Raw genomic sequence first — 12,991 nt, forward strand, 5'->3', positions numbered from 1 at the left:
CTAAGCTTTTATTCATGGTAATTCAAGACCCTATGGCCACCTTCCATTAAATAAGTATCACGTTTGAAGAGTTCTACGTCTGCCTGCATCATGTCTTTCACAAGGGCCTTTAAGTCATACTTTGGCTCCCAGCCCAGCTTCGTTCTGGATTTGGTGGCATCTCCGATCAACAGTTCCACTTCCGTAGGGCGGAAATAGTTAGGGTCCACGCAAACCACGTTCTTGCCTACCTCTATTTGATACTCGGGGTTGGAGCAAGAAACCACATATCCTTTTTCCTCAATACCTTCACCTTTAAACTCAAGTTCAATGCCAACTTCTGCGAAAGACATTTTAACAAAATCACGCACTGTAGTCGTCACGCCTGTCGCGATCACGAAATCTTCCGGCTCGTCCTGCTGCAGAATGCGCCACATAGCTTCTACATAATCCTTGGCATGGCCCCAGTCACGCTTGGCGTCCAGGTTACCTAAGAACAGATCGTCCTGCAGGCCCATGGCAATACGGCTGGCGGCTCTAGTGATCTTACGGGTTACGAAGGTTTCGCCACGCAACGGAGACTCATGGTTAAACAGGATACCGTTTGTAGCGAACATGCCATAAGCCTCTCTGTAGTTCACCGTGATCCAGTAAGCATAAAGTTTAGCCACAGCATAAGGAGAGCGCGGGTAAAAAGGCGTTGTTTCTGTTTGTGGAACTGCCTGTACTAAACCGTAAAGTTCTGAAGTGGAGGCTTGATAAACCCTGGTCTTTTTCTCTAAACCCAGAATACGAATAGCTTCCAGGATGCGCAACGTGCCCAAACCGTCGGCGTTCGCTGTGTATTCCGGGGTATCGAAACTTACCTTTACATGGCTCATGGCGGCCAGGTTGTAGATCTCGTCCGGCTGCGTTTCCTGAATGATCCGGATAATATTTGTAGAGTCAGTTAAATCGCCGTAGTGCAGCTTGAAATGGATGTTCTTCTCGTGCGGATCCTGGTACAGGTGGTCGATGCGATCGGTGTTGAACATGGAGCTACGACGCTTCACGCCATGTACTTTGTAACCTTTGCTTAAAAGTAATTCTGCTAAATAAGCGCCGTCCTGTCCTGTTACTCCGGTTATAAGGGCTGTCTTCATTATCAAATTTTAGTAAATGCGTGATTGTTATTTATCTTTCAAGTATGTCCCCCTTTGAAGGGGGCTGGGGGATGATTACACATGAAGATCTTAAAGAAAAACTTAAGAACGATTGTCATCCCCCTACCCCCTTCAAAGGGGGACCTTCCTAACTAAGCTGTTACGTATTTCTGTTTGAAGTCGGCATATGCCAGGGCGATGCCTTCTCTCAGCTCAATCTTGTGTTTAAAACCCAGGCTGTGTAGTTTACTCACATCCATTAGTTTACGGGGAGTGCCATCGGGCTTGCTGGTATCGAACACCAACTCACCTTCAAAACCGATCACCTCTTTGATCAGCAGGGCCAGCTCCTTTATAGATACATCCTCTCCGGTGCCGATGTTCACTAACTCCCGACCTTCATAATGCTCCATCAAATAGAGACAGGCTTCGGCCAGATCGTCGGCAAACAGGAACTCGCGCATCGGGCTGCCCGTGCCCCATACGGTAACGGTGGAATCCGAGTTTTCTTTGGCCTCATGAATTTTTCGGATGAGTGCCGGTAGTACATGCGAATTATTCAGGTCGTAGTTGTCGTTGTAGCCGTAGAGGTTGGTCGGCATTACGCTGATAAAGTTGCTGCCATACTGGTCGCGGTAAGCTTCGCAAAGTTTAATTCCCGCTATTTTGGCTATGGCATAGGGCTCGTTAGTCTGCTCCAGCGGTCCGGTTAGTAAATAAGATTCTTTAAGGGGCTGCGGTGCCAGCTTTGGGTAAATACACGAAGAGCCCAGGAACAGTAGCTTTTTCACCTGGTGCACGTGGGCCGCATGGATGATGTTAGCCTCGATCATGAGGTTATCGTACAGGAAATCAGCCCGGTAGGTATTATTGGCCTGTATCCCTCCTACTTTGGCAGCCGCCAGAAACACATATTCCGGCTTCTCTGCTTCAAAGAAATCAAAAACAGCCTGCTGGTTGCGCAGGTCGAGCTCAGAGGAAGTTCGCGTAACAAAATGGGCATATCCTTTCTCCTTCAGTTTTTTGATTAGAGCAGAACCCACCATGCCCCGGTGTCCTGCTACATATATTTTTGCATTCAAATCCATATCTTTCTTTATCGTAAAAGCATGTAAGTGCTTTAATTTGTCTACAGCGTGATGGTTTAAAGTATAGAACCCACCCCTAACCCCTCCAGGGAGGGGAATTACACACACAAGTAAAATTCCCCTCCCTGGAGGGGTTAGGGGTGGGTAAACTGTACCAGATCAAACTTATTAAAGTATCACTATATAGCACCCCTTCGTATACCTTTTAAAGCAGAATAAGTTTATCATTTTATACTGCTAATTCTGCATAATAGCAACAACTTGTACTATATACGTTTAAGTTGCTTCCACCAGGGCTGTTCCTCTTCATCCTCGGCATAATACCCATAGCCATAGCCGTAACCATACCCGTAATTAAGCTTTTTGTAGTCCACATCATTAAAGAGTATGGCTGTATTCTTTACTTTGCCAGACTCATACTGTTGCTGTATATTAAGGATAAACGACTTTAATGAATAATCCTGGCGCACCATAAAAATACTGGCGTCCGCTAACTGCATCAACTCGATGCCATCGGATAAAATACCCACCGGTGGGGTATCAATAATTATATAGTCAAAACTGTTCTTCAGCTCCTGCACCAACAACCTCATCCTTTGGTTTAAAAGCAACTCCGACGGGTTGGGTGGAATTTCGCCTGACGGAAGTATAAACAGATGCTCCTGTATCGATATATGGATCACATCATCGAGGGTGGCATGCCCTGCCAGGTAATTGCTGAGTCCTGTATTACTCTGTACCCCAAAATCGAGGTTGTTATTGGGTTTGCGCATGTCGGCGTTCACCAACAGGGTGCGCTCGCCGGATATTGCCAGGATGTACGCCAGATTCTTCGCCGAAAACGTTTTGCCCTCCCCACTGATAGAAGAGGTGACCACAATGATCTTGCCCTCCTCGGTTGGAGAATCGACCATAAACTTAAGGTTGGAGCGTACGGTTCGGAAAGCCTCTGCCAGAGCTGACTTCGGGCTTTGCTGGATCAGGTTACTGCTGTCGCGCCGGTTGTGGCCCACAATGCCCAGCACCGGAATAGAGGTATACACCTTAAGGTCCTCGATGGTGGTGATCTTGTTGTTGAAAAACTCCTTCAGAAAGATCAGCCCCAGGGGCAATGCAAGGCCCAGTAAAAAAGCAGTAAAATAGTTCTTCGATGTGTCGGGAGCCGTTTGCCGCGCCACATAGGCATCGCTCAGGATCGTGACATCGGAGGTATTGGCTGCTTTGGCTATACCAGCCTCTGCCCGCTTCTCCATCAGAAACACATAAAGCCCTTCGCTGATGCTGAACAAGCGCTTCACATTGATCAGTTTGCGCTCTTCGGTGGGGATGCGCTTTAACTCAGCCATGGTGCGGGCTATTTTCTGATCGAGTTCGCGCAGGGCAATGTCGTTGGTGGCTTTTATACTTGCCAGGCTTTCCAGGATGTTGCTTTTCAGAACGGCCAGCTGGTCCTGCTTCCGTTTTATCTGGTTCATCAGCCGGGGGTTAGACTGCACCTCATTTTTCTGCAGCACATTGATCTCAGACTGCAGCGTGATCAGTTCAGTGATCAGGGTGTTTAGAATCGGGTCGTTGATGCCAAGGCTCGACGGAATAACCAAATGCTCTACCTCCAGTTCTTTGGTGATGTAGTTTTTAAGGTACTTGTAATACTTGTCGTTCGTCAGGATGGCTGCCTTCTCATTCTGCACCAGTTCCAGGGCTCCCGAACTTCCTGCCCCTCCTCCTGGTGCAGCGGCCCCCATGGCCAGGCCGGTGTTGTTCTTTTTAAGGGTTTCGAGGCGGCCTTCGATCAGGGCAAGCGAGTCGCTGATCTCCCCCAGCTGCGAATCGATAAAGCTGAGGGTATTAACGGCATTCGTGTTTTTTATGGCCAGGTTGTTATCGTCATACGTCTGCATGTGCGCATTCAGAAAGTCCTTGTCCTTGGCGGGTGTCGGGCCATTCAGCTTCAGGGCCATCACGGATGCTCCGCCCGGCAAGGTAGACACGTCGAGGGCCGAGGCATAATACCCGGCGAGCTGCTCCAGGTTGTTCACGGTAAACAAGATCTCATTCTGGAAGCTGGCCAGGCCATCGCCTTTGGCTAACACCGAGAAGTTAAAGCCATTGATCGAATAGCCCTTGCCCACTTTAAAAGACTTGTTCAGGAACAGGGGCTTCCACCCCGGATCTTCCGTGGCCATGGTAAAGGTGCTGTCATCCCTAAATTCAACCCGGAACAAAACGCCATAGGGCAAATTGGCCGAAGCAGAATCAACGCGTATGTGTATGGGTGATGTGTGATACGTTTCGGTGAGCTTCACATTGCCTTGCTGGTAATAACTGATACCAAAGTCCAGCTTTTTCAATGTGGTCAGGGCCAGGGCCTTGGTTTTAAGCACCATGGCCTCGTTACTCAAACTTTTAGAGCCTTTAAAAACCTCGGAACCGTACAGGATAGCCGCGGCAGAGGCTCCTTCATCCACCGGTTTGCTGATCATGACCGTAGACTGCACCTCAAACTGGGGAATGGTGTAACGGTTCACCAAAAAGGCTCCCAGCAAAGCCAACAGCACCGATGCCAGTATAAAATACCAATGCATCAGCGCCTTGTTCAGCAGCTTCTGAACATCCAGTCCGGGTTCTTTTAAAGGAGGCTTTTTTTCCAAAATCTAATATGTCTAAAAGCTTAGTTCGCCAGTCGTAGGGTGAGGACTGTCACCGCCGTAATGAAAGAGAAAGCCAGGCTCAGGCTGGGGATGATGCTTTCCTTAAAGTACTTGGCTGGTAAGGGGTCCACCACGATCATGTCATTGGGCTGCAGATAAAAGTTCTGGCTCGTGATGATGTCATCGTCGAGCAAACTAAATGTATACAGCTTCGCCTTATCACCTTCATAGCGCATCAGCCGGATCTTGCCACGGTTTGCATACGGACTCAGGCCACCGGATAGGGCAATGGCCTCTAACAGGTTCAATTGTTCCTGGTCGGCTATCACCTGGCCCTGCGAGCCCACTTCCCCTAAAATAGTGAACCTGAAGTTCAGCAAGGAAACAAACACGTTCGGATCTTCGAGGTAAGGGCGTATGGCGGTGGTCAGTTTGGTGCGTGCCTCGGCCAGGCTCAGACCTGAAAGGTTGACCTGCCCCAACGTAGGCAGCAGGATGTTTCCGCCGGCATCCAGTTTATAGCCCCGCGCCGTCGGGTTTATGCCCGAACCCTCGCCGGAAGAAGCAGAAGCGCTGAAGAAATTATACTCGCTTGGGGTGGTGCTCTGCACCTGCAACGAGATCACATCACCTGGCCTGAGTTTATACACAGCCTGGTTCAGTTCAAAGGTCTTCACTACTTCGTCGGCCTTCCCCTGGTCACGCACAGTTGATTCCTGTTGCAGCAAAAGCAGCTTTTTCTGCGGCACGCAGGAAGAAAAGATAAACAGGGCTATGGTTACCTGGAACGCGATAAGGGCTCTGCGCATTTTGTTTGTGCTCTCTGATTTACTGCTGATAGAATGCTTAAAGTTAAGCTTTAACCTGCATCCAAACGATCAAATTAGGAATTTTATCTTGTTTTCTACTACAACAGCATCAATAATATGGTGAATAGCTAAAAAGCAACCTGCACGCCATTCGAGATGGCATACACAAAGTGGGTGACTGGCACGATGGGCTCGTCCTCGTAGGTGCAACTGAAATTTGTGCGGAAAGTAAGCTTGTTGCTCAGTTTAAAGTTAAGCGATACGTCGCCACTCACCCTGTTCCGCCACAGTCGTTCGCCAGCGGCATACCCTGTTTGGTAATACACAATGCCCTCGGTACTTACGTTTTCGCTCCATTTAGCCTTTGCGCTCACATAATTGGTAGATTTAATAAGGTCGGAGGTCACAAGTTGGTCATCCTGCTCCGGGTTTCGCCACTCCTCATGCTCCTGCATCAGCCCGGTACCTGCATTCACACTGACGTTGTTGGTACGCAGTAACGCAAACCGAAGGCCTGCACCAGCCAGGGTGCGCAATTCCAGTCCTCTTGCCTGGTCATTCTGGATCTGGGTGAAAAGCTCATAAGATATTTTACGTTGTCGGAATAAATTTATCCGAAAGTGCGCGTAGCCGTTACTGGCCACCGTGTTCCGCAGGGCCTCCGAGTCGTAGTTCACCAGCAGGTAGTTATAATAGTTTAGGAGCAGGTAGCTGTGCTGCCGCGAAATATAGGCCAGGTTGCCGGTAAAGGTCAGCTGCAGGTAATTGTTGGGGTTATTCTTGCCCGCATTCCGGTTAAACATCGAGAAGTTGAGGCCTGCCTTACCCGTAAAAAAGTTAACCGTATCCTGGTCTGCCCTGGCTCTTTCAATGTTAAGGATCTGAGCCCTGGCCGGGAAAAAAGCGATTGTTAGCGTAAGGGAAAGTATAAGGTGCAAATAATTTACCTGCATTTCGGGTATAGTATGCTAATTAAACTGAACCGCAAGTTACGATTTTAACATGGCAGCTCAAACCAGCTTTTCCTACTACTGGTAGAATGGGGCCATAATGCATTGTTTAAAGTATTTTGAAAGGTTTTTACCATGCCCCCTTTCCGCCAACAAATTATAATTTGCGTAGCTTTGGTTCCTAAAAAATCAGCCATGCAGGAACACGAAGAAATTATTGCCCAAACCGCCGACTATGCAAAAGAACAGCTTTCCGGCGAAGGCGCGGGGCACGACTGGTGGCACGTTTACCGCGTCTGGCAAAATGCGAAAGCCATCGCCCGGCACGAGCCTACAGCAAACCTTTTTATAGTGCAACTGGCCGCGCTGTTGCATGACATAGGAGATCATAAGTTCCATAACGGGGATGAAACCGTGGGTCCCCGCATGGCTGCAGCCTGGCTTATTAAGTATAACTTACCGGAAGCGCTGGTGCAGCACGTCTGCGACATCATCCGAGACTTGTCCTTTAAGGGAGCGGGCACATCTTCGGCCATGCCAAGTATGGAGGGGCGTATTGTACAGGACGCGGATCGGCTGGATGCCATCGGGGCCATCGGCATTGCCCGAACCTTTGCATACGGGGGGCATAAAAACCGGGAAATGTACGACCCAAGCGTAAAACCCAGCCTGCATACGTCGTTCCAGGACTACAAATCCAGCACCGCCCCCACCATCAATCACTTCTACGAAAAGCTTTTACTCCTCAAAGACCGTATGCATACAAACACAGCCATACAAATGGCTGAAGAGAGACACCAGTACATGGAAAATTTCCTGGAGCAGTTTTACCGAGAGTGGGAAGGAGCCTGTTAAGGTCATCCATAAAGCTGGCCTAAAAACCTCCTAATCTGAAAAAGAGGGATAAATAAGGTTATTTTTCATTTTAAACGTCTGGTTCCGTCATTCAAAAATAAACATGGAGATACCTTTACTTTCAGATGTAGTGATCATACTGGGGCTGGCTGTGGTGGTGATCCTGCTTTTCCAGCGGTTCCGGTTGCCTACCATTCTGGGTTTCCTTGCCACGGGCGTTATTGCAGGTCCGCATGGCTTAAGCCTGATCAACAACACGCATGATATAGAGATCCTGGCCGAGATCGGGGTTATACTGCTGTTGTTCATTATTGGCATGGAGTTCTCGCTGCGGCAACTCGCGCTAATTAAACGGACTGTTTTGCTGGGGGGCACTACCCAGGTGCTGGCCACCATTGGGCTGGTCACACTCATCATGCTGCTCCTAAATTTCAGTACCGGCGAGGCTGTGTTCATGGGTTTCCTGATTGCATTAAGTAGCACAGCCATAGTGCTTAAGCTACTCCAGGATAAAGCTGAGATCAACAGTCCGCAGGGCAAGGTGGTTCTGGGAATACTGATCTTTCAGGATATTGTTGTAGTCCCCATGATGCTCCTGACGCCGCTGATGGCGGGCGGCCAGCAGAACATTGGCTGGGAATTGCTCATGATGGCACTGAAGGGTGTTTTCGTGATCGTGTTCGTGCTGATAAGTGCTCGCTACCTGGTTCCGAAACTGCTGTATGTGGTGGCCCGCACCAAAAGTAAGGAGCTCTTTATTCTAAGCATTGTGGTGATCTGTTTCGCGGTGGCCTGGCTCACATCCAGCCTTGGCTTATCGCTGGCATTGGGTGCGTTTATGGCCGGGCTTATCATTTCCGAGTCGGAGTATAGCCACCAGGCGACCAGCAATGTGTTGCCTTTTAGGGAGATATTTACCAGCTTCTTCTTCGTGTCGATCGGCATGCTACTCGATTTTGGCTTCCTCTTACGAAACCTGCCTGTTGTGCTGCTTTTTGTAATAATCACGTTTCTGCTTAAAGGCTTCGTCGCTACAGTAGCTGCGCGAATTCTACAGTACCCTTTGCGCGTCTCCATACTTGTCGGCCTGTCGCTGTTCCAGGTGGGTGAATTTGCCTTTATACTTTCCAACACCGGCATCACCAGCGGACTTTTGTCCGATCAAACGTATCAATATTTCCTTTCTGTGTCGCTGCTCACGATGGCCATCACCCCCTTTGTAATCCAGTATTACCACCGCATCGCCTCAAAAATAGACGCAGTAATGGGTAACGGGCAGGACCCGATGCCTTTTGAGAACGCCCAGAAAGCAGAGCACGGGGATTTACCAGAACTGAATGATCATATCATCATCATTGGTTTCGGCATTAACGGTCGTAACGTAGCCCGTGCCGCCAAACATGCCCACATTCCCTATGTGATCATTGAACTGAACGCTGTAACCGTGCGTCATGAGCGGCATTTAGGTGAGCCCATTCTGTATGGCGACGCCGTGCACAGCATGATACTGGCGCACGTAAACATCCATAAGGCCAGGGTGGTGGTGGTGGCCATATCCGACCCGGAGGCAACCAAGCGCATAGTGGCCAGCATTCGCCAGATCACTGACAAAGTACACGTGATCGTGCGCACGCGCTTTGTACAGGAGATGGAAGAGAATTACCGCATTGGAGCCGATGAGGTGATACCGGAGGAATTTGAGACTTCGATCGAGATATTTACACGGGTGCTCTCTAAATACCTGATGCCCCGCGACCAGATAGAGTCTTTTACGCAAATGATACGGGCTGATAATTATGATATGCTCCGGACAATGGCCGGACGCACCAACAACATGAGCGGCATAGAACTGGACCTGCCGGACATCGAGGTGGCCAGCCTCCGCGTGTACACCGATGACAAAGAGATAGTGAACAAACCTTTGCTGGAGGCAAACATTCGTAACAGGTTCAGTGTCACGCTGGTAGCCATCAAGCGAAACAACAACACTTTACTGGATATAGATGCGGACACCATCATAAACCAGGGCGACATTATTTATGTAGTGGGAAGGCCCGACGATGTGATGCGCTTTAACAATTACCTGAAAGCGGATATATAAAACCAGTTCTTATAGTTTTTGGAGTACCTCTGCTACCTGCTGCTGTATTTTACCGTACCCTGCGTTAAAATTCTCTACCGCCCCTTCGGTCCAGCCGCGCCATACCAGCTGGTTGGTAGTCGGGTCAACCAGGTCGATGAGCAGGGTGCCCGATTTAAACAGGTCTACGGCACGATAGCCGGGTAGTCCCGCGTTGCCATAGGCATAGCGGTACCCATGCATATATCCGTAGCTGTAGCCGAAGCCGGATGAGAAATTTTGAGGATTATCTTTTTCAACCGGCACCGATACACTAATATCATAGGCCACCAGCACATCCGGCTTGTCTGTCACTTTGGTATATCCTTTTTGCGCCATTTCCGCCTCAATGGCACGCCTCACCTTTTCATCCAGGCCGGCACTGTATCCTTTATCGTAGGTTGCGGCTGTTTCCGGCTTGTCCTGGTACCAGCTGTAAGTACGGTAAAGCTTGGTGTTTGCGCCAGGGGCCGTTATGGAATTAATATTCCGGATACCCGAGGTAACCACACAGGCGCTCAAAAGCAGCGAAGTCATCAAATAACAAAAAAAGCAAACTTGTTGTCTCGTTTTCATGCTGGTTTAATATTCTATTCAGCCGCTGCCACTCTTCTGCAGCCGGGCTGGTGATGTTTACCTGCCAAAAGTAGCAGGTTTCGGGCATACTTGCAGAATCGATTTAAAAGTATAAGCCCCGGAACACTTTAAAATAACCAAAAAACCTATATTACGTGTATGAAAAGGAAATTAACGCTAGATAAAAAAATATAGAACTATGGACGATATTTCTACTCACGTACCCGCCCCACCGCCCCAATGGGTCGAAAACTTTGCCCGGATCGGGCTAACAGCAAAAGGGATTGTTTATTGCCTGGTTGGCATTCTGGCTTTTATGGCTGCTTTCGAGCTAGGCAGTGGCTCCTCGCAGGGAGCAGGCAAAAAGGGCGTCTTCCAGTTTATTGAAGATATGCCGCTTGGCAAGTGGTTATTAGGAATTGTGGCGCTTGGCCTTGCCTGTTATGCTATCTGGCGCCTTATTCAGGGCATTCGGGACACAGAAGACAAGGGCCATGATGCAAAAGGCATTGGGAAAAGAATACGCTACATTTTCAGCGGCCTGGTGTATGGAGCCCTGGCTTACCTGGCAGCTAAAATAGCCTTGGGTAATGGCGGTGGCGGAAGCAGCGGCGGCTCACGGGAAACGCTAGCCAGCCAGCTACTGCAACAACCCTTCGGCCAGTGGCTTGCCGGCATCGTTGCTGTGGCCATTATGGCTACCGGCGTGTACCAGATCTATTATGGCCTTTCTGATAAGTATAAAAAGAAAGTACAAAAAACAGGCCTGAAACACGATGTAGAAGAAAAAATGATCCGGATGGGTAAAGTTGGTTACGTTGCCCGCGGTGTGGTCTGGATCGTGATCGGGTACATGTTTTTAAAAGCAGCGCTTCAGTCCAACCCCGAGCAGGCTGGCGGCAGCAGTAGCGCTTTCCAGTTTTTAGAGAGCTCTCCCTTCGGCTCCTACTTACTTGGGGCCGTGGCGGTCGGTCTTTTCTTTTATGGTATCTTTATGTTTATGCGCGCCAAATACCAACCTATAAACGTAAGCTGACAGCATATCCACCCGCTTTTTATAGCCCTGCCACGAAGCAAGCATTTGTTCTGTGGCAGGGTTTTTATTTATATGTGCCACGGGCAATTATACACCTGTAAGCAGCCTTCCCTTTTCTGATCTTGGCATGCACCTTAGTCTCCAAAAGGTTTAACTTACTTAATTTAAAATAAAATATAATAAATATTACATTTTTCAGTTTTATACTGCAACGCAAGATTTCTTCATAATATATTTATTGTCAACAGCTTAGCCCTACACCTGGCGTCTCCAGCATTCAACTCCTAAAATATTTTTTTTGCTAATTATTTTAAATACTATCTTTGGTTGTGGCCTCTATGGCACATGACATAGATCAATGAAAAATACGCCCTTTAAGATCTTCATTCTCGATGATGATGTCTGGTACAGTGAGTTACTGGAGTATCATTTGTCTTTGAATCCGGATTACGAGCTTAAAAAATTCCACTCTGCCAAGGATTGTCTTGCCAGTATGTACGAGCGCCCTGATGTGGTGACCGTTGATTACTCGCTGCCAGATAAGAACGGGGATGAGGTTTTAAAGAGCATTAAAGAGCAGAACCCTGATTCACAGGTTGTTATTATCTCCGGGCAGGAGGATGTGGCTACAGCCGTAGACCTACTGAAAAAAGGCGCTTACGATTATATTGTAAAGGACGAAGAGACTCCGGAGCGTCTTTGGAATACTATAACCAAGATTCGGGAAAACGCCGCACTGCGCGAGGAAATAACGCAACTTCGGCAGCAGATCGGGCAAAAATACGATTTCAGTAAACTTATCATCGGCAACAGCGAGGCTATCAAGCGCGTGTTCTCCATGATGGATAAAGCCGCTAAAACCAATATCACGGTTTCGATAACCGGGGAAACCGGCACCGGTAAGGAGCTCGTTGCCAAGGCGATACATTACAACGGCATTAAAAAGAACTTTCCGTATGTAGCCGTAAACGTGGCCGCCATTCCCCGTGAACTGATAGAAAGTGAACTGTTCGGACATGAGAAAGGGGCTTTTACCGGTGCGCTGGCCCGGCGATTGGGGAAGTTCGAGGAGGCAAATAAAGGCACTATTTTTCTTGATGAGATAGGTGAACTTGATGTCAGCCTGCAGGCCAAACTGCTGCGCGTGTTGCAGGAGAAGGAAATTAGCCGTGTGGGGGGAAATACGGTGGTTCCGGTTGATGTCCGCATCATTGTGGCGACCCACAAAAACCTGGTGGAGGAAGTTAAAAAAGGTAACTTTAGAGAAGACCTCTACTACCGCCTGCTTGGTTTGCCCATTCACCTCCCTCCGCTCCGCGAGCGAGGCAGCGATATTTTGGTACTAGCTAAACATTTTACCGACGCTTTTGCAAAAGAGAACGGCATGGGTAAAAAAAGCCTGTCTGAGAAAGCGCATGAGAAGCTGCTCGCCTACCCCTTCCCTGGAAATGTGCGGGAGTTAAAAGCCATCGTGGAACTGGCAGTTGTGTTATCAGACGCGGATGTGGTTCAGGAGCAGGACATTACTTTTACATCGAACAACTCTGACAAAGATTTTCTGGCTACAGAGCGTTCTTTAAAAGAATATACCACTGAAATTATTCAGTACTTCCTGGAGAAGTATGACTATAACGTGCTTTATGTGGCCGAAAAATTAGACATTGGTAAATCTACCATCTACCGCATGATTCAGAACAAGGAATTAACTATGCCCTAACAGCTGAATGTCAGTGCCTTTAAAAGAATCATTTCAGGAGTGCCCTAGTCACTTCTCGTTCGCTTTTCA

At 48.5% G+C, this 12,991-nt stretch carries 10 protein-coding genes; 4 read left to right on the forward strand and 6 right to left on the reverse strand.

The annotated features are described in order from the left end of the window. Window positions 1-8: 8 nt before the first annotated feature. The 5 genes from gmd to AC4BAN_RS15175 form a co-directional block, all read right to left on the reverse strand. On the reverse strand, window positions 9-1,121 hold the full coding sequence (gmd, locus tag AC4BAN_RS15155) for a GDP-mannose 4,6-dehydratase (RefSeq protein WP_490565255.1): 1,113 nt from the start codon (window positions 1,119-1,121) through the stop codon (window positions 9-11). A 152-nt stretch (window positions 1,122-1,273) separates the two neighbouring features. Beyond that, window positions 1,274-2,209 (reverse strand): GDP-L-fucose synthase, encoded by a 936-nt coding sequence (fcl, locus tag AC4BAN_RS15160; RefSeq protein WP_490565256.1) that lies wholly within the window; start codon window positions 2,207-2,209, stop codon window positions 1,274-1,276. 266 nt (window positions 2,210-2,475) lie between these two features. Then, a complete protein-coding gene (locus tag AC4BAN_RS15165) occupies window positions 2,476-4,860 on the reverse strand; it encodes a polysaccharide biosynthesis tyrosine autokinase (protein ID WP_490565257.1) in 2,385 nt (794 codons plus the stop codon). A 20-nt stretch (window positions 4,861-4,880) separates the two neighbouring features. Further along, window positions 4,881-5,669: a polysaccharide biosynthesis/export family protein gene (locus AC4BAN_RS15170; RefSeq protein ID WP_490565258.1), complete on the reverse strand. Its 789-nt coding sequence runs from the start codon at window positions 5,667-5,669 to the stop codon at window positions 4,881-4,883. Between the two features lie 128 nt (window positions 5,670-5,797). After that, window positions 5,798-6,622, reverse strand: coding sequence for a DUF481 domain-containing protein (locus tag AC4BAN_RS15175; RefSeq protein WP_490565259.1), 825 nt, complete (start codon window positions 6,620-6,622; stop codon window positions 5,798-5,800). 192 nt (window positions 6,623-6,814) lie between these two features. Between AC4BAN_RS15175 and AC4BAN_RS15180 the strand changes: the two genes are divergently transcribed. Next, window positions 6,815-7,474, forward strand: a complete 660-nt coding sequence (locus AC4BAN_RS15180; protein WP_490565260.1) for an HD domain-containing protein — start codon at window positions 6,815-6,817, stop codon at window positions 7,472-7,474. Between the two features lie 103 nt (window positions 7,475-7,577). Beyond that, the gene (locus AC4BAN_RS15185) at window positions 7,578-9,575 is read left to right on the forward strand and encodes a monovalent cation:proton antiporter family protein (RefSeq protein ID WP_490565261.1); all 1,998 of its coding nucleotides are present in this window, start codon (window positions 7,578-7,580) and stop codon (window positions 9,573-9,575) included. Window positions 9,576-9,584: 9 nt separating this feature from the next. Here the strand turns inward: AC4BAN_RS15185 and AC4BAN_RS15190 are convergent, their stop codons facing one another. Next, on the reverse strand, window positions 9,585-10,169 hold the full coding sequence (locus tag AC4BAN_RS15190) for a DUF4136 domain-containing protein (protein WP_490565262.1): 585 nt from the start codon (window positions 10,167-10,169) through the stop codon (window positions 9,585-9,587). Between the two features lie 199 nt (window positions 10,170-10,368). On the opposite strand from AC4BAN_RS15190, the gene AC4BAN_RS15195 reads away from it, so the two are divergent. Beyond that, window positions 10,369-11,205, forward strand: coding sequence for a DUF1206 domain-containing protein (locus tag AC4BAN_RS15195; protein WP_490565263.1), 837 nt, complete (start codon window positions 10,369-10,371; stop codon window positions 11,203-11,205). Between the two features lie 358 nt (window positions 11,206-11,563). Beyond that, window positions 11,564-12,922 (forward strand): sigma-54-dependent transcriptional regulator, encoded by a 1,359-nt coding sequence (locus AC4BAN_RS15200; RefSeq protein WP_490565264.1) that lies wholly within the window; start codon window positions 11,564-11,566, stop codon window positions 12,920-12,922. Window positions 12,923-12,991: the final 69 nt, after the last annotated feature.

It is taken from the genome of Pontibacter sp. GD13, from assembly GCF_058216355.1.